A 17241-nucleotide genomic window follows, 5' to 3' on the forward strand; every position below is an offset into this window, starting at 1 on the left:
GGCCTGGGGCTACTCGTCGGTAAAGATGTCTTCGGCCGTCGGGGCCGTGACGGCACGCCGGTGCCAGTGGCGCAGGATGTCGGGGTCGCCGCAGCCGGTGACGCGTTCCCGGACCGCTTCGGGGACGTCGATGCCGCGCACCTCCAGGACGTCCAGGATGTCCTCGGCGGCGCGCTGAGTCCGGCCCTCGTCGCGGATTTCCTCGGAGATGGGTGACTTGTAGAAGGAGAGGTCCACGGCCACCAGTTTCCTCCACAGGTGTGCGGCCGGGTGCTTGCCCAGGCTTTGTGCGACGAGTTCGATGATCGGGTCGGCGATGCTCTGCGGCGTGTCCCGTAGGAGGGTTGTCATCGATTTCAGTACCCCAGGTAGGTGATCTGGACGATGTAGACACGTTCGTCGCGTACGACGACCTGGTATCTGAACATGCCGCCGGGGACGATGACGTCGCCCCCCTTCGGGTCGATGCCCTCGTGGGCCCGGCCGTGAATGTGGGCGGCTTCGGCGGCTCTGACCAGCTCGTCCGCCCTCCTCTTCACACCGGCGAGGAAGTCGGCGGGTGCGGTGCGGGCGGTTTCCTCCGCACCGAAGGCGTACTCCCACTTCCAGCTCAACCGCGCACTGCTTTCATGGCTTCGTCCAGGACGGCGCTCAGCTCCCGCAGAGCCTCCTCGGCGATGGCGGGATTCTCGTGCTCCAGCCTGCTCTGTGCCTGCGCGAAGCGGGAGGACAGAGCAGGACGCCGGGCGATCTCGATGTCTCGGGCCCAGGTGAGGACCCAGCTCCGCACGGGGCTCAGGGACTGCCACTCCACGGCTTTGGCGAAGGCGTCGTCCTTTGTGGCCTGCATCTCCTCCAGGCGCCCCGGATCGACCACGGCGAGAGCCGTGCGCAGGGCGTCAGGAGTCTGCTCGGGACGCGGGATCAACTCGTGTCCGCGATCGGCCTGAGTACTCATGGTGTCCTCCACAGGGTGCCCTGGCCAGGGTATCCGGACGGGGCCACGGAGGAGCCGGACCGGGAACCGGGCAGGCCGCGAGCGGCCTGTCACGGTCGGCCCTGTTCAACGAGGGACGGCTCGTCGGTTCCGGTGTCGGGGACACCGGAACCGACACCCGCTGAGGCGCAGCCCTGGCAGTGGTGCGGGTCGGGGCCTCGGTAGCCGAGGTCGCAGGTGTCGCAGTTGCGCATGGGGTGCCAGATGGGCGGTGGCGGCTCGGGGGCTCGGTACGGCGGGAGGGGCGGCAGTTTGACCGTCAGGCGGTGGGCCAGGAAGGCGGCGGGCCGGACCAGGGGTTCCAGGGGCAGGCCGTCGGCCAGGGCCTTCCGTACGGCGGTGGGGGTCAGGTCCCGCTCCAGCCAGGCGGCGACGCCGGGGGCGAGGTGCTCGGCGTCGGTGGGGAGAGCAGCAGGCGGGGGTCCTCGCGGCGCAGGCCGGCGAGGACGTCGGTGGCCGTGCGGAGGAGGTCGGGGGAGGTGTACGAGGGTTTCGGTACGGCGGGGAGGGCCGCGCGGCGCGGGGGTTTCTGCTGCGGGGCGGCGGCCGCGCGGCGGGCCGGGGGCTCGGTCGCCTCGCCCGTTCCGGACGGGTCGTCGCGTCGGCCTGGCTGGTTGCAGGAGACCGTGCGGGTGACGATCCGGCCGGCCGGGGTGCGTTCGCGGGTGCGGCGCAGGTAGCCGTGGGCCTCCAGCTCGCGCAGGGCGGCGGCGATCCGGGTCGGGCCTTCGGGGAAGCGGGCGGCGAGGGTCTTGATGCCGATGGGGGCGCCGGTCGGGAGGGACTGGATGTGGCAGGCCAGTCCGATCGCCAGCAGGGAGAGGTCCGGGTGCTGGGCGAGGTGGTTGCCGATCACCGTGAAGCGGGTGGCGTGGCGGGTGTTGTCGTGGGTGACGCCACCGGGATGGTCCTTGGCGTGGGCGTGCCTGGAGGGGTGGTTTTTCCCGGCGATACGGGACTGGGCGTGCGGGCGCACGCTAGGGTTTTGGGTGTCCATCGGGAAGGGCTTGCTTCCTTGGTGGTCAGGCCCTCGCAGTGGGATGCCAGTCCCCGCGAGGGCCGTTTGCGTGTCTGGGGTGGTGTGCCGTGCTGCGCTGAGCGTAGGGCAGGCAACCCGTCACGAATCCAGTCCAGTTGGTGATGTTCACTCGCGCGAGTGAGCCTGCGCCGTGGGCGGGAGGGGTGGGGCTTGGTGGGGTTTCTTTCTCTCCCGTGGTCCTTGGAAAAGACGGCCGACGGCACCGGAACCCACGCGATCGGGTTCCGGTGCCTATGCCGTTTCCGCTGGTCAGAGTGGCGGTAGATCGAGTTCGGCCCATACGGTCTTGCGGGGGACCGGTCCCAGCTTCACGCCCCAGCGGTCGGCGAGGGCCTCGACGAGGAGCAGGCCGCGGCCGGACTCGGCGTCGGGGGTGGGCCGTCGGCGGTGCGGGAGGTCGTCCCCGCGGGTGTCCGTGACCTCGATGCGGAGGGTCGTGCCACGGGCCAGGAGGGCGAGGCGGAAGTCGCGTCCGGGGAGCCGGCCGTGGGTGGCCGCGTTCGTGGCGAGTTCGGCGACGAGGTGCTCGGCGGCCTCGGCGACGCGGTGGGGCAGGTCCCGGTCGCGCATCCAGTCCGTGGCGAGGAGCCGGGCGAGGCGGGCACCGCGGGGCGTGGGTGACAGGAGCACGCTGAAGTGGTCGGCGGGTGGGAGGAGTTGGGTGGACTTTTCGCTGTTCACGTGACCGAGCGTGGCCGCGCGTGCTTACCGTGAACAGTGACAGATCCGATACGTAGGGTGACTGTCCGGAGCTTGTCGGCCGTTGTCCGGACCGTCGGAAACGGGCCTACGGGTAGGGGCGTCACGGCACGGCGGTACGACAGAGGGGTGCGGTATGTCGGTGGACGGCGAGGCGGTACGGCTCCGGACCGAGGCGGACGAGCCCGGGTGGGAGGTGGACCCGGACGACGAGTGGGGCGTGGCCGTTCTCGCCACGGTGGGACGGCAGTTGAGGCTGCGGCGGGAGTCGGTGGGGATGCGGGCCGCCGACTTCGCGGTCGCGGTCGGGTACGGGGAGGACCTCGTCTACAAGGTCGAGGGCGGCAAGCGGATCCCCCGCCAGGAGTACCTGGACAAGGCCGACGAGGTGCTGGGCGCGGGCGGACTCCTCGCGGCGGCCTGGGAGGACGTGAAGAAGGTCCGGTATCCGAAGAAGGTTCGGGAGCTGGGGAAGCTGGAGGCCAAGGCGGTCGAGATCGGGGTGTACGAATGCAACATCATTGCCGGGCTGCTGCAGACGCCCGAGCACGCGCGGGCCCTGATCCAGGCGGCGCAGCCCCCGTACTCTCCGGATGACGTGGACCGCATGGTTGCGGCTCGTTTGGCCCGCCAGTCGGTATTCGAACGCGATCCAGCCCCGTCGATCCACTTCGTACTGGAAGAGGCACCGCTGCGTCGGCAGGTTGGGGGCACAATGGAGTGGCGACAGCAGCTCGAACACCTTCTGGGGGTGGGGCGGTTGCACAACGTCACACTTCAGGTGATGCCGACCAACACCGAAGCCCACCCAGGGCTGGACGGCAGGATCGAGCTGTTGAAGTTTCCGGACGGTACGGCGGTGGGGCGTTCCGACGGGGCGTTCAGTGGGCGGCCGATCACCGATCCCAAGCAACTGCGCATCCTTGAGTTGCGGTATGGCACCATCCGGGCGCAGGCTCTCTCACCGCGGGAGTCGTTGACCTTCATCGAGCAATTGCTGGGAGAGACATGATCCGCAAGGCATCCGCCGGGGACGCCTCCGAACTGGCTTGGTTCAAGAGCAGCTACAGCGGCGGTACGGACGGCAACTCCTGCGTCGAGCTTGCCGTCACCCCTGGCACCGTCCACGTTCGCGACTCCAAGCAAGTCGAAGGCCCCCGTCTGGCGCTCTCCCCCGCCGTCTGGTCGGACTTCGTGGCGTACGCCTCGGCGCGCTGACGGTCGGGCCCGGCTACCCCGCCACGAACTGCGTCAGGATCGCCTGCACCTCGTAGATGTCCACGCCCTTGGTGAACGTCTTCTGGATCGGCGTCGCCGTGCCCGACACCCAGATCTTCAGCTCGGCGTCGAGGTCGAAGGTGCCGGCGGTCTCCACCGCGAAGTGCGTGATGCTGCGGTAGGGGACGGAGTGGTACTCCACCTTCTTCCCGGTGATGCCCTGCTTGTCGACCAGCAGCAGCCGCCGGTCGGTGAACAGGATGGTGTCCCGGATCAGCAGGTACGCGGCGTGCACCTGCTCCCCCTGACCCAGCAGCCGCGCGTAGTCCTGCTGGGCCGTCCCGGAGTCGATGGTGTGGGCATTGCCGAACAGAGCCATGAAGGTCCCCCGCTGTGTCGTCGGTGTCGCAGGGGAGGACGCCGCCGGGAGGCCGAACAGTTGCGCGGCCGCGTCGGGCGGGGCTGCCGTCAGGTGTCGTACGTGCCGTTCCACGGTGCGCCGAAGCCGAGCCGGTCCGGGTACAGCTCCGCCCAGTCCTCGTCCTCGTCGCCGTCCTCGTCCTTGCGGACCACCAGGCCGAACAGGACGTCCTCGTGGGTGACCTGGAAGGGGCGGACGGCTATGTCCGTGTAGGAGCGGCGGGGCAGGCTGCGCAGGAGGCCGGCCAGGCGGACGCGGGCGCGGGTGAGCGGCGAGTCGTCGCCGTGGGGGGCGCGCTGCTGCTGCGCCCAGGTGCCGGCGCACCAGATGTCCGAGTCCCGGTAGCGGCCCTCGGCGTCGAAGGTGTGCAGCACGGTGTAGAGGCGCTTGTGCTCCTCCCAGCCGTCGTCGGGACGGAAGCCCTGCGGGAAGGCGTACGTGACCGACGCGAGGAACTGGCCGTCCGCGTACCGCCCGATGGACTCGGTGCGGTGCTTCGGCTGGTAGGCGATCGGAACGACCTCGGGAACTGCCATGGCGGAAACCATACGGCTTAGCGGGAACATGCCGAAGCGGGGGACCACCCCTCCACCTGTCCCGCCGTTCCCTGTCCTGCCCGGCATCCGATCCCGGCTGAGGGAGAGGGACGCGGCCGGTCCCTCTCCCCGTGCCACCGTCCTGCGGTCAGGAGGCTGGAGGCGAGTCGTTCCCGGGGGTGTCGGCGAACAGGTCGTCGGCCGTGGTCGCGGTGAGGGACCGGTCGAACCAGAGGGTGAGGGTGTCGAGGTCGGTGCAGGAGGTGATGCGCTCGCGCGTGCCCTCCGGGACGTCGACGCCCCGCTTGTCGAGCACGCGCAGGACGAGCGAGGCACGATCCTCGGTCAGGCCCTCCGCCTTGCCCTCCAGGTACGTCTCCTCGAACAGCGTCCCGTGCCCCGGGAAGTAGGTGATGACCTTCGACATCAGCTCTCTCCATTTCACTCTGACTGGAGTGTTCTCCAGACCGACTTCGGTCGCCTCGCACCAGTACTTCGTGGGGCCCCGGCCGAGCGACTGGAATCCGCGGGCCAGCGTTTCCAGTATGGCGGGGGCCCTACGGCTCTCGCTGTGAACGATCGCGGAGAGCACCGCCAGTGCCGGCTGCCGGGCCACCGTCGACTCGTCGGTGATCTCCGGGACGGTGTCCGGTCCCAGCACGAAGGGATGCGTGACCTGCGTCGTCCAGGTGCCCACGGCGCACGGGAAGGGGCCCGCGGCCCAGTTCGCCGTGGGCCGGTCCCGGCAGACCACGACCAACAGCACCGGCATGGCGTACTTCGCGCTCAGGTACGCCACGTAGTAGGACCAGCTCGCCGCCTTGTCCGGGTCCTGCTTGGTCTGGGACTCGATGGCGAGCAGATAGCTCTCCCCCTCGGGCGGCTCGACCTTCAGCACCGTGTCGACACGGCGCTCCAGCGGTCGGATCTCCGTGGCGTCGGGGGTTAGGGCCGTGTAGTCCTCCTTGGCCGGGGGAGGGACCCCCAGCGTCTCGAAGACGAGATCGAGGGCTTCCGGATGGTCCTGGAAGATCCGGTGTGCGGCCTCGTGGGTTGATGTGACCATGTGCGCAACGTAGATGCGCTGATGGGTGGATATCCGGCCGATGTGGAGGTGTTCACCCTTTCGAGGGGCGAAGAAACGTTCAACGGCCATGCTCGTCGCTGCCGGTGAACGACCGGGCCCGCTCACCCGTCGGCGGTGCCGGTGGGTGAGCGGGCCGGACGACGGTCGTGCGGGCGTGGCCCGGGGCGTCGTCGACGTGGTGGATCGTCGGCGTCGTGACGTACTACGCCGTCGACGAGGTCATCCCTCCTGGCCGCCGAAGCGCTCCTTGTACGTCTCCAGGTCCTCGTCCGTGAGCTTCGCGAAGAGGACCGGAGGGACCGCGAAGGGGGTGCCGGCCGGGACCGCGGTCAGGGCCCTCGCCTCCGCCTCGGTGACCCAGGTCGCCGTGTCGGAGGGGAGGGAGAACGCCTCGCGCATGACCTTCGCCGTCGCCGGGATGAACGGCTCCGAGACCACCGCGTACAGGTGGATCAGGTTCATCGCCGTGCGCAGCGTCAGGGCCGCGGCGTCCTTGTCGGTCTTGATCTCCAGCCAGGGGGCCTTCTCCTCCAGGTAGGAGTTGCCCGCCGACCACAGCGCGCGCAGCGCGGCGGCCGCCTTGCGGAACTGGAGCGCCTCCATCTGCTCCTCGTACTCGGTGAGGAGACGCGCGATCTCCGTACCGAGCCTCTCCTCGGCCTCGCCGGGCGCACTGCCCGCCGGGACCTCCTCGCCGAAGCGCTTCTTGGAGAACGACAGCACACGGTTGACGAAGTTGCCGAGGGTGTCGGCGAGGTCCTTGTTGACCGTGGCCGTGAAGTGCTCCCATGTGAAGGACGAGTCGTCCGACTCGGGGGCGTTGGCGATGAGGAAGTAGCGCCAGTAGTCGGCGGGCAGGACGTCCAGCGCCTGGTCGGTGAAGACGCCGCGCTTCTGGGACGTGGAGAACTTGCCGCCGTAGTACGTCAGCCAGTTGAAGGCCTTGACGTAGTCGACCATCTTCCACGGCTCGCGCACGCCCAGCTCGGTCGCGGGGAACATCACCGTGTGGAACGGGACGTTGTCCTTCGCCATGAACTCCGTGTAGCGGACGGGGTTCTCGCTCGTGTCGGCCTCGTACCACCACGACTTCCAGTCGCGGACCTCTCCCTCGGGTGCCGCGTCCGCCCACTCCTTCGTCGCCGCGATGTACTCGATCGGGGCGTCGAACCAGACGTAGAAGACCTTGCCCTCGGCTGCCAGGTCCGGCCAGGTGTCGGCCGGGACCGGGACGCCCCAGTCCAGGTCGCGGGTGATCGCGCGGTCGTGCAGGCCCTCCGTCAGCCACTTGCGGGCGATGGAGGAGGCCAGCTGGGGCCAGTGCGCCTCGTGCCGCGACACCCACTCCTCCACCTCGTGCTGGAGCTTCGACTGGAGGAGGAAGAGGTGCTTGGTCTCGCGGACCTCCAGGTCCGTGGAGCCGGAGATCGCCGAGCGGGGGTCGATCAGGTCGGTGGGGTCCAGGACGCGCGTGCAGTTCTCGCACTGGTCGCCGCGGGCCTTGTCGTAGCCGCAGTGGGGGCAGGTGCCCTCCACGTAGCGGTCCGGGAGGAAACGGCCGTCGGCGGGCGAGTACACCTGCCGGATCGCCCGCTCCTCGATGAAGCCGTTCTCGTGCAGGCGGCGGGCGAAGTGCTGGGTGATCTCGACGTTCTGCTGCGAGGAACTGCGGCCGAAGTGGTCGAAGGCCAGCGCGAAGCCGTCGTAGACCGCCTTCTGGGCGTCGTGCGCCTGCGCGCAGAACTGCGCCACCGGCAGGCCCTGCTCCTTCGCCGCCAGCTCGGCCGGCGTGCCGTGCTCGTCCGTCGCGCAGATGTACAGGACGTCGTGGCCGCGCTGGCGGAGGTACCGGGAGTACACGTCCGCCGGGAGCATGGACCCCACCATGTTGCCCAGGTGCTTGATTCCGTTGATGTACGGAAGGGCGCTGGTGATGAGGTGTCGAGCCATCGGGGGCTGCTCCCAGGTTGCTATGTACGGAACTCAAATCGTAGCCGACACGGGTACGCCGCCCGCCTCCCGTTTTACGGGGTGGGAAGCGGGCGGCGTACGGAAGGTGTTCGCGAGGCCTACGGGCGCCAGGTCGCCAGTACGCCCTCGTACAGCTCCTGGTCCGTGAGCTCCAGCGGAGTGGGGCCCGCGTGGAAGAACGCCGTGTTGCCGGTCTTCAGCTTGCGGAGGTAGTCGAACGCCTTGTTGTCGTGCTCACCGAAGGCGACGAAGGAGAAGAAGAGGGTGGGGTGGCTCTCCGCCGCGTCCGCGAGGGACTGGGTGGCGGGGGTCTTGGCGTCCGGGGCGCCGTCCGTCTGGAAGACCACCAGCGCGGGGCGGCGGGACGACTCGCGCTTCCCGTGGCGCTCCTCGTGGAGCTTGTCGTGGTGCGCCACGACGGCCTCCACGGCGACGTGGTAGCTGGTACGGCCCATGCGGCCCAGCCCCGCGTGCAGGTCGTCGATCCTGCTCTCGGGGTCGGTGAGGGCCAGGTCGGCGGTGCCGTCCAGCTCGGTCGAGAAGAAGACCACGTGGACGGTGGGGGCCGGGTCCCCGGTGAGGTGGGCGGCGAGGGCCAGGGTCTGGTCGGCCAGGGCCTGGACGGAGCCGTCCTTGTAGTACGGGCGCATGGACGCGGAGCGGTCCAGGACGAGGTAGACGTCCGCCTCGGCGGCGGCCAGGTCCAGCTTGGCGAGGGTGGCCGCGGCTGCGCGGTGGGCGGTGGTGAGGTGGGGCGGGACGGTCGGCTCCGCGGTTGGCTCCGCCGGTTCGGGGGTTTCCGCCTCGGGGGCCTCCGCCTCGGCTTCGCCTTCGGCGGGGTCGTTCCCACCCGCACCACCCGTGCGGGTCTCGATGTCGTGTGCGGGTGGCCCCTGTGGGGCGTCCTCGCCGTCGGCGGCCGCGGGCTCGGCCTCAGCCGTGTCGCTCTCGGCCTCCGGCTCGGGTGTGGCCTCTGCCTTCGCCTCAGCCTCGGACTCGGGCTCTGCCTCGGCCTCGACCTCTGCCTTCGCCTCCGCCTCGGACTCTGCCTCGGCTTCGGACTGTGCCTCAGCCTCGGGCTTCGCTTCAGGCTCGGGCTCCGCCTCGGCCGTGGGCTCCGCCTCCGCCTCAACCTTGGGCTCGGCCTCAGCTTCGGGCTCGGGCTCGGGCTCGGGCTTCGTCTCGGTCTCGGGCTCGGGGGTGACCTCGGCTTCCGCCTTGGCCTCGGGCTCCGCCTCGGGGGTGACCTCCGCCTCCGCCTTGGCCTCGGGCTCCTGAGCCACCTCCGCAGGCTCCGTCGTCTCCGGGGCCTGGTCCTCGGTGGCAGGCTCGGCCACGTCCTCGGCCGGTTCCTCGGTGGCGGGCTCCTCGACCGCAGGTGCAGTCGCTTCCGCGACCGGCTCCGCGACAGCCGGCTCGTCCTTCTCGGCCACCGGCTCCGCGACCGGTTCCGGGACAGCCGGTTCGTCCTTCTCGGCCACCGGTTCCGTGACCGGCTCGGTCACCGTCTCCGACGCCGGCTCGGTCACCCTCTCCTCCGTGGTCGAGGGCTCTTCCGTGGCCGTGGGCTCCTCCGCGGCGGCGGGCTCCTCCGGGGCGGGCTGCTCCTCCGGGGTTTCGGTCTTTGCGGCCGGCTCCTCCGGGGGCTCGGGCTTTTCCGAGGCCGGGGGGGCTTCGGTGGTCGTCTTCGGGGGGGTTGCCAGGTCCGGGACCGTGACGTTGTCGAAGGCCGCCGCGACCAGTTCGTGTTCTTCCGCCGCCGTGCGGGGCTCGGGGACCTGGGCCACCGGCTCGGGCGTGGGGGCGGGGACGACCGGGGCGGGGGCCGCCGACTCGGTCGTGGTCGCTTCGGTCGTGGTGGTCGGCTGCGGCTCGGGGTGGTTCGCGGGTTCCGGCTGCGAAGGAATCCGTGCCGCACCCTCCGCCTCGGCGGTGCGCCCCTTGCGTGAACGGCCGAATGCGTTCCGCAGGAGAGTGAGAATGCCCATGTGCGCAACCCTTCGCGTGAGTTGTTCCGTCAATCCCTGGCCAGGACGGACACGTAAGGTTAGCGGCCTCCGGGGGTGATCTTCGGCAGGGGTGAGTGGGCGTCCGGCGGGTGTGTCAACACCGCCTCCCGGCCCCGTGAACACCCCGGTGGCAGCCGGGGATTCACCCGTCGTTCACTCAGCGTCAGCGCCTCCGCACATACGTGCCCCTACCGTCACGCCCATACCAAGGGCACGCAAGGGAGATCAAAGGTGCGCAAGCTGCTGCCGCTCATCGGAACACCGTCCCCGTCGCATCCGGGCGGACGCTCCGCCATGACCTGTCGTTTCCGGTGTGGTGACGCCTGCTTCCACGAGGTGCCCAACACCAGCGACAACGAGTACGTCGGTGACGTCATCGCGGGGGCCCTCAGCCGCCGCTCGATGATGCGCGCCGCCGCCGTCGTCACGGTGGCGGGCGCCGCCGGGGCGGCCGGTGTCGCCGGGGCGCGTCCGGCCACCGCGGCCACTCCCGGCCACGGGAAGCCGTCGAAGCCCTCGAAGCCGTCGAAGCCGTCCGGCGCGCGCGGGCTGCGCTACGGCAGCGTCGCGCCGAACACCGTCGACGCCGTCGTCGTACCGGACGGGTACGACCAGAACGTCGTCATCCGCTGGGGTGAGCCCATCCTGCGCGGGGCGCCGGCCTTCGACCCGGAGAACCAGACGGCGGCCGCCCAGGCGGGTCAGTTCGGGTACAACAACGACTTCCTGGCGCTGCTGCCGCTGCCGGGCGAGCGGAACCGGCAGCTGCTGGTCGCGAACCACGAGTACACCGACGAGGTGCTCATGTTCCGCGGCTACGACGCCGCCAACCCGACCCGGCAGCAGGTCGAAGTGGCCTGGGCCGCGCACGGCCTGTCCGCCGTCGTGGTCGAGGGCGACCGCAGGACCGGCAAGCTCGTCGCCGTTCCCCGGCACCACCTGAACCGGCGGGTCACCGCCACCACCGAGTTCCGGCTGACCGGGCCCGCCGCCGGGTCCGACCTGCTGAAGACCTCCGCCGACCCGACCGGCACCAAGGTGTACGGCACGCTCAACAACTGCTCGGGCGGCACCACCCCGTGGGGCACGACGCTGCACGGCGAGGAGAACTTCAACCAGTACTTCGCCAACAGCGGCCGCGCGACCGACAAGCGCTACGGGATCGGGACCGGGGCCACCGAGCGCAAGTGGGAGCGCTTCGACAAGCGCTTCGACGTCGCCCAGGAGCCGAACGAGGTGCACCGGTTCGGCTACGTCGTCGAGTTCGACCCGTACGACCCGTCGTCCACGCCGCGCAAGCACACCGCGCTGGGACGGTTCAAGCACGAGGCCGCGACCGTCCGGCTCACGCACGACGGCCGTCCGGTCGTCTACTCCGGTGACGACGAGCGCTTCGACTACTTCTACAAGTTCGTCGGCAGCAAGCGGATGCGGCACGGCAGCGGCCGGTCCGTGCGCGAGCACAACCTCTCCCTGCTGGACGAGGGCACGCTGTACGTCGCCAGGCTCACCGGCGACTCCCCCGCGATCGAGATCGACGGCACGGGCAAGCTCCCCGCCGACGGCGAGTTCGACGGCGCCGGCGAGTGGATCCCGCTGGCGACCGCGACCGCGAAGGGCGCCGTCTCGCACGTCGAGGGCATGACCGCCGAGGAGGTGTTCGTCTTCACCCGCCTCGCCGGTGACAAGGTCGGCGCGACGAAGATGGACCGCCCCGAGGACATCGAGCCGAACCCGGTCACCGGCAAGGTGTACGTGGCCCTGACCAACAACAGCAACCGCGGGGTCGGCTCCAACGCCAAGGCGGACGAGGCCAACCCGCGCAACGCCAACAAGCACGGGCACGTCCTGGAGCTGACCGAGCGCTGGAACCGTCCGGAGTCGACGCGGTTCGCCTGGTCGCTGTTCCTGGTGGCCGGTGACCCGGCGGACCCGGCGACGTACTTCGCGGGCTTCCCGAAGGACGCCGTCAGCCCGATCTCCTGCCCGGACAACGTGGCCTTCGACTCCTACGGCAACCTGTGGATCTCCACGGACGGCTCGCAGCTCGGTTCGCACGACGGGCTGTTCGGGGTCGCCACCCGCGGTTCGCGGCGCGGTGAGCTGAAGCAGTTCCTGACGGTGCCCTCGGGCGCCGAGACCTGCGGTCCGCTCATCCAGGAGCGGCGTGTGCTGGTCGCCGTGCAGCACCCGGGCGAGCTGGACGGCGCCTCCGTGGAGAACCCGAAGAGCACCTGGCCCGACGGGCCCGGCAAGATCGTCCGCCCGGCGGTCGTGTCGGTGTGGCGCGAGGACGGCGAGGACATCGGCGTCTGAGACGGAAGCGGGAGCTGCGGGTGGTGGTGCGGTGAGGCGACAGGCCTCGCCGCCGCCTCCTCGCGCAGGCCTTCCGGCGGCTCGCCCGGTCGCCGGGCGACGTGGGTGATCCCCGCCTCCGACGGCGGTCCGGTTCCGTGCTCGACGCGGACCCGGGCCGCCGTCGTCGCGTTCACGGCCCCCGCGGCCCCTGTAGCTCCCGCGGCCCCCGCCCCGGCTCACCCGGTCCGGTGGAGGGTGACGTCGACGAGCAGGGAGCGGTGGTCGGTGCCGGGGAGGTCGAGGAAGCGGGCGCGGGTCGCGGAGAACTCGCCGGAGACGAGGACGTGGTCGATCTGGGCGCCGAGGACGGGGGTGGTGCGGCTGGGCCAGGTAGGTTCCCGGGGGCTGCCCGCGAGCCGGGCGGCGTCGCGCAGTCCGGTGTCGAGGATCCGGCGGAACGCGGCGTGGTCCTGGGTGGCGTTGAAGTCCCCGGCGAGGATCAGCGGCCCGTCGTCGCGGTGGTCGTCGGCGAAGTCCCGCAGCCGCCCCAGCTCGCGCTTCCACAGGCTGACCTGCCGGGGCAGCGGCGGCTCGGGGTGTGCGAGCTGGAGCCGTACGGGCCGCCCGTCGACGTCGGCGACGGCACCGGGCATGCCCATCCGGCCCGGTACGGCGGGGGCGGGCGTCAGCGGGAACCGGCTGAGGACGACGGACCCGACGGAGGTGTCCCCCTCGACGGCCCGCCGGTACGGGAACGCCGTCCCGAGTTCCCGGCGCACGGTGGCCTGACAGCCGTACTCGCACTCCGAGACGAACACCACGTCCGGTTCCTCCCGGCGTACGGCGGTGACGAGGGCGTCCGTCGCCCGGCCGAACTCCACGTTGGAGGCGAGCACCCGCAGCCGTGCGACGGCGGGCCCCTCGGGCCGGTCGGCCTTGCCGTACGGCTCGATGAACCAGGCGAGCAGCCCCAGCACGACGACGCCCCATACCGGCCCCGGCCACCAGCGGGCGAGCAGGGACAGCAGCACGGCGACCCCGGTGGGGACGAGCAGCCAGGGCAGGAAGGCGAGCAGCTGGGGGACCGGCGTGCGCAGGTCGGTGCCGGCCGCGCGGCACGCGACGACGGCGCTCACCCCGGCCAGCAGCAGCCCGGCGCACCACGCCCCGAAGGCCCGCCCGTGCCGTGGCCGCACGTCAGCGGAACTCCCGTACGACGTCGATGGTCCCGACGATGTGCGCGTTGAAATCGTCCATCTCCTCCGCCGGTACCCAGAGTTCGAGGATGGTCGCTCCGCCGGCCCGCCGCACCGGATAGCGGGCGAGGAAGTCGCTCTCCACCTCGAACCGTGTCACGTAACCGACGCCGGAGGCGGGGACGTTCCAGTCGCGGGCGATGCGGATCGCGTAGTCCTCGTTCAGCACGGGGTAGAAGATCGGCTGTTCGGGCAGGCGCGGCGGCCACCCCCGCCACCCGGAGGCCTCGACCAGGGCCAGTTCCTCCGGGCCGGTGGGCCGCCAGAGGGTCGTTGTCGTGGTGCTGCTCATGGGACGACGGTAGAGGCGGGGACGGCCGGCGGGCCAAGGGTTTGCCGTCCCGCCGGGCGTGTCACCCGCCGGGCGTGTCACCCGCCGGGCGTGTCACCCGCCGTGCCGGCCGCCGGGTCCGGCCCCGTCCACCCGCGGTCCGGCCCCGTCCACCCGCGCCAGGAACTCCGCCAGCGCCGCGTCGAACTCGGCCGGGCGCTCCAGGTTCGGCAGGTGGCCGCAGCCGTCGATCACCCGCAGGGCCGAGTCGGGGAGGAGGGCGTGCAGGGTCTCCGCGTCGCGGACGGGGGTGAACTCGTCGTCCGCGCCGACGACGACGAGGGCGGGGGCGGTGACGCGGCGGAGCAGCGGGCGGTAGTCGGGCCGTTCGGCCCGGCCGCGCAGGGCCGCCGCGGCGCCCTCGGGGGGCGCGGACGTCATCATGCGGTGGACGTGGGCCTTGACGGCGGCCGGGGCGTGCGGGGCGACCATCTTCGGGAGGACCTCGTCGGCGTAGCCGCGCATGCCCTCGGTGAGGAGGCGGTCGGCGAGGGCGTTGCGGGCGGTCCGGCCGGCGGGGGTCTCGGGTTCGGCGAAGGTGTCGGCGAGGACCAGGCCCCGGACCCGGTCGCCGAGGCGGGCCCGGCACTCCATCGCGATCTGGCCGCCCATCGACAGGCCGGCGAGGACGAAGGCGTCCACCCCCAGGTCGTCGAGGAGGTCCTCGACGTCCTCGGCGAAGCGGGAGAGGAGCGTGGTGCCGGGGGTGACCGGGGAGGCGCCGTAACCGCGCAGGTCGGGGGCGATGACGCGGCGGGTGGGGGCGAAGAACTCCAGTTGCGGGGCCCACATCGTGCGGTCGAAGGGGTGGCCGTGGACGAGGACCAGGGGGATACGGCCGGCGGTATCCGTGCCTTTGTCCTCGTATGCGAGGAAGGGTGCCATGCGTCGACCCTAGGTTCGCCCAACTCCTCGGTGCAATAAGATCTTTGCTCTCGGTGCAATGTTGAGGGCCGAGGCCGAGAGGGCCGGGGCGGGGGGCGAGGGGCGGGGCCGAGGAGTGGGAGTGGCCGTGAGCGACTACCGGGCGATCGCCGACCGCCTCGCCGACGACATCGCGTGCGGACGGCTGGCGCCGGGCCAGCGGCTGCCGCCGCAGCGGCGGTTCGCGCGCACGCACCGGATCGCCCCCTCGACGGCCGGGCGGGTCTACGGCGAACTCGTGCGGCGCGGGCTGGTGGTGGGCGAGGTCGGCCGGGGCACCTTCGTGCGGGCCGCGCCGCCCGCCCCCCAGGGACGCGCCCTGGTCGAACCGGCCACGGCCGCGCCGGTCAACCTGGAACTCAACTACCCGACCGCGCCCGGCCAGTCCGAGCTGCTCGCGGCCGGTCTCGCGCCGCTGCTGCGGGCCGACGCGCTGACCGAGGCGATGCGCACCGCCGCGGCCGACGGCACCGCCGCCGCCCGTGCCGCGGCGGCCCGGCTGCTCACCGTCCCCGGCTGGCGTCCCGAGCCCGCACGGCTCCTGTTCACGGGCAACGCCCGCCAGGCCGTCGCCGCCGCGCTCGCCTCCCTGGTCCGGCCGGGCGGCCGCGTCGGCGTGGAGGAGCTGACGTATCCGCTGGTCAAGGAGATCGCCGCCCGGCTGGGGATCGTGCTCGTGCCGATCGGCGGCGACGGCGAGGGGCTGCGGCCGGACGCCCTGCGCGCCGCACACCGGGCCGCTCCCCTCGCCGCCCTGTACGTCCAGCCGGTCCTGCACAACCCGACCTCGCTGACCACGAGCGAGCGCCGCGGGCGGGAACTCGCCCTTGCAGCCGTGGAGTTGGCGCTGCCCGTCGTCGAGGACCGCGTCTGGTCCTTCCTCCGTCCGGACGCCACCCCGATCGCCGCCCACGCGCCCGCTCTGACCCACGTCGTCGACGGCCTGTCCAAGCGGGTCGCGCCGGGACTGACGGCCGGTTTCCTCGTCGTACCGCCGGACCGGGTGGACGCGGTGGCCGCCGCCGTGCGGTCCGGGGGGTGGAGCGCGGGGCGGTTCGCGCTGGAGGCGGCCGTGCGGTGGGCCGGGGACGGGACGGTGGAACGGCTGGTGGCGGCGAAGCGGGCGGACGCCGCCCGGCGCCAGCGGATCCTCGCGGCCCACCTGGGCGCGTTCGCCGTACGGACCGATCCGCACGCCTACTTCGCCTGGTGGGAGCTGCCCGCGCCGTGGCGGGCGGACACCTTCACGGCCGCCGCCGCCGCGCACGGCATCGCCGTCACCCCCGGCACCGCCTTCACCGTCGACCCGCACCGCACCCCGGACGCGGTCAGACTCGGCCTGGCGTCCGCGGCGGAGGGGGAGCTGGAGCGGGCGCTGCGGCTACTGGCCCGGATCGCAGCGGAGCCGTCGGAGCCGCCCCGGCCGTCGGAGCCGCCCCGGCCGTCGGGGCCGCCGCAGCCGTCACCCGGCGTCGGCGGACCAGGCGTCCCACCCGCACGTACCGCGTGAGCCACGCCCCCGCCGCCACCGTCAGACCCACGCCCAGCAGGAACCAGGACGCGGTGCGCAGGGTGGCGGTGAGGGCGTCGTACACGGCGGCCGCGGCGGGACGGCCGGCCCCGTCGGCCAGGTCCGTGAGGGTGAGGTGGCGGGCGACGGCGATCGCGAGGCCGAGGAACGCGCCGCCCAGCGCCGTGCCCAGCGCCGCCGCGGTGAGGGCGCGGCGGCGGCAGGCAGCGACGGCGATGCCGGTCACGGCGAGGGTGACGGCGGCGAGGGGCAGCCAGAAACCGGCGAGGTCGAGCACGCGGTAGCCCTTCCGGAGGGTGGCCAGCTCATCGGCCGGGAGCAGTGCGACGCGGGTGTGCGCGAGCGGGACCCGGTCGGCGAACGCCACGTGGTCGGCGGCCAGCCGGTCGCGGACGCGGGCGGCGACCGGGGCCAGGTCGACGGTGACGTCGCGGTCGCGGTCGTCGTGCAGGGCCGACATCACGGCGCTGTGCGCGGCCTCGTTGCCCGCGTCCCACGCGGTGCGGTAGGCGCGGGTGCGGGTGAAGGAGCGCAGCGCGTCGTGCACGAAGGGGGTCATCTCGGGTCGCAGCGGGCCGCGTTCGGCGGCCGCCCTGCGCAGGATGCCGTCGCCGACCGTGTCGACCACGGCGTCCCGTACGGCCGGGTCGGCGGCGAGCGGCGCCATGGCGGTGACGTACCGGCCGGTGTCCGTGAGGCCGTACGCCGCCCAGGCCGCCAGTGCGCCGAAGGGCATCAGGAGGCAGGACAGCGCGATGAGGGCGGCCGACACGGCGGTCCGCAGACGTCGGGACACGCCTCCAGGCAAGGCCGTGCGCGCCGGACGCGCGAGCAGGGGGCGGCCACTCGGGTGGGCCGCCGCGGGACGGGTACGGCCGCTCGGGTGGCCCTCGGCCGGACCTGGGGATTCCGCCCTCCGGTGGA

At 72.1% G+C, this 17241-nt stretch carries 16 protein-coding genes and 2 pseudogenes; 4 read left to right on the top strand and 14 right to left on the bottom strand.

The features are described 5' to 3' along the window. Positions 1–9: 9 nt before the first annotated feature. From ACH4N1_RS05775 to ACH4N1_RS05795, 5 genes and pseudogenes are all read right to left on the bottom strand, one after another. Positions 10–351 (bottom strand): hypothetical protein, encoded by a 342-nt coding sequence (locus ACH4N1_RS05775; protein WP_398094739.1) that lies wholly within the window; start codon positions 349–351, stop codon positions 10–12. 5 nt (positions 352–356) lie between these two features. Beyond that, entirely contained in the window at positions 357–614 is a 258-nt protein-coding gene (locus ACH4N1_RS05780; RefSeq protein ID WP_398094740.1) for a hypothetical protein, read from the bottom strand. After that, the gene (locus ACH4N1_RS05785; protein WP_398094741.1) at positions 611–958 is read right to left on the bottom strand and encodes a hypothetical protein; all 348 of its coding nucleotides are present in this window, start codon (positions 956–958) and stop codon (positions 611–613) included. Before ACH4N1_RS05785 ends, ACH4N1_RS05780 begins: the two co-directional genes overlap by 4 nt. An 89-nt stretch (positions 959–1047) precedes the next feature. Beyond that, positions 1048–1994 (bottom strand): annotated as a pseudogene (locus ACH4N1_RS05790) (helix-turn-helix domain-containing protein). 291 nt (positions 1995–2285) lie between these two features. Then, positions 2286–2717 carry an ATP-binding protein gene (locus ACH4N1_RS05795; protein WP_398094742.1) on the bottom strand — a complete coding sequence of 144 codons (432 nt, stop codon included), beginning with the start codon at positions 2715–2717 and terminating at the stop codon, positions 2286–2288. A gap of 154 nt (positions 2718–2871) precedes the next feature. Between ACH4N1_RS05795 and ACH4N1_RS05800 the strand changes: the two genes are divergently transcribed. Then, positions 2872–3747: a helix-turn-helix domain-containing protein gene (locus ACH4N1_RS05800; protein ID WP_398094744.1), complete on the top strand. Its 876-nt coding sequence runs from the start codon at positions 2872–2874 to the stop codon at positions 3745–3747. After that, the gene (locus tag ACH4N1_RS05805) at positions 3744–3953 is read left to right on the top strand and encodes a DUF397 domain-containing protein (protein WP_398094746.1); all 210 of its coding nucleotides are present in this window, start codon (positions 3744–3746) and stop codon (positions 3951–3953) included. The genes ACH4N1_RS05800 and ACH4N1_RS05805 overlap by 4 nt, the downstream gene beginning before the upstream one ends. Before the next feature lie 13 nt (positions 3954–3966). Here the strand turns inward: ACH4N1_RS05805 and ACH4N1_RS05810 are convergent, their stop codons facing one another. From ACH4N1_RS05810 to ACH4N1_RS05830, 5 genes are all read right to left on the bottom strand, one after another. Continuing rightward, positions 3967–4332 (bottom strand): PH domain-containing protein, encoded by a 366-nt coding sequence (locus tag ACH4N1_RS05810; RefSeq protein WP_392242038.1) that lies wholly within the window; start codon positions 4330–4332, stop codon positions 3967–3969. Positions 4333–4421: 89 nt separating this feature from the next. After that, positions 4422–4910 carry a hypothetical protein gene (locus ACH4N1_RS05815; RefSeq protein ID WP_398094748.1) on the bottom strand — a complete coding sequence of 163 codons (489 nt, stop codon included), beginning with the start codon at positions 4908–4910 and terminating at the stop codon, positions 4422–4424. Between the two features lie 148 nt (positions 4911–5058). Beyond that, positions 5059–5976, bottom strand: a complete 918-nt coding sequence (locus ACH4N1_RS05820) for a hypothetical protein (RefSeq protein WP_398094750.1) — start codon at positions 5974–5976, stop codon at positions 5059–5061. 240 nt (positions 5977–6216) lie between these two features. After that, a complete protein-coding gene (metG, locus tag ACH4N1_RS05825) occupies positions 6217–7947 on the bottom strand; it encodes a methionine--tRNA ligase (protein ID WP_398094752.1) in 1731 nt (576 codons plus the stop codon). A 119-nt stretch (positions 7948–8066) separates the two neighbouring features. Further along, the gene (locus ACH4N1_RS05830) at positions 8067–9956 is read right to left on the bottom strand and encodes a VWA domain-containing protein (protein WP_398094754.1); all 1890 of its coding nucleotides are present in this window, start codon (positions 9954–9956) and stop codon (positions 8067–8069) included. 252 nt (positions 9957–10208) lie between these two features. Here ACH4N1_RS05830 and ACH4N1_RS05835 point away from each other — a divergent pair, with 252 nt between their 5' ends. Further along, entirely contained in the window at positions 10209–12293 is a 2085-nt protein-coding gene (locus ACH4N1_RS05835) for a PhoX family protein (protein WP_398094755.1), read from the top strand. A gap of 218 nt (positions 12294–12511) precedes the next feature. Here the strand turns inward: ACH4N1_RS05835 and ACH4N1_RS05840 are convergent, their stop codons facing one another. The 3 genes from ACH4N1_RS05840 to ACH4N1_RS05850 form a co-directional block, all read right to left on the bottom strand. Further along, positions 12512–13471, bottom strand: a complete 960-nt coding sequence (locus ACH4N1_RS05840; RefSeq protein ID WP_398094757.1) for an endonuclease/exonuclease/phosphatase family protein — start codon at positions 13469–13471, stop codon at positions 12512–12514. A gap of 1 nt (position 13472) precedes the next feature. Further along, a complete protein-coding gene (locus tag ACH4N1_RS05845) occupies positions 13473–13823 on the bottom strand; it encodes a hypothetical protein (protein ID WP_398094759.1) in 351 nt (116 codons plus the stop codon). 93 nt (positions 13824–13916) lie between these two features. Then, the gene (locus ACH4N1_RS05850) at positions 13917–14747 is read right to left on the bottom strand and encodes an alpha/beta fold hydrolase (RefSeq protein ID WP_398094761.1); all 831 of its coding nucleotides are present in this window, start codon (positions 14745–14747) and stop codon (positions 13917–13919) included. Between the two features lie 127 nt (positions 14748–14874). Between ACH4N1_RS05850 and ACH4N1_RS05855 the strand changes: the two genes are divergently transcribed. Continuing rightward, positions 14875–16296: a PLP-dependent aminotransferase family protein gene (locus tag ACH4N1_RS05855; RefSeq protein ID WP_398094763.1), complete on the top strand. Its 1422-nt coding sequence runs from the start codon at positions 14875–14877 to the stop codon at positions 16294–16296. Here ACH4N1_RS05855 and ACH4N1_RS05860 read toward each other — a convergent pair. Next, positions 16211–17113: pseudogene (locus ACH4N1_RS05860) on the bottom strand (hypothetical protein); the annotation flags it as partial. The gene ACH4N1_RS05855 and the pseudogene ACH4N1_RS05860 sit on opposite strands and share 86 nt — an antisense overlap. Positions 17114–17241 lie beyond the last annotated feature (128 nt).

It is taken from the genome of Streptomyces sp. NPDC017202, assembly GCF_044331705.1.
In the GTDB taxonomy this organism is placed as follows: domain Bacteria; phylum Actinomycetota; class Actinomycetes; order Streptomycetales; family Streptomycetaceae; genus Streptomyces.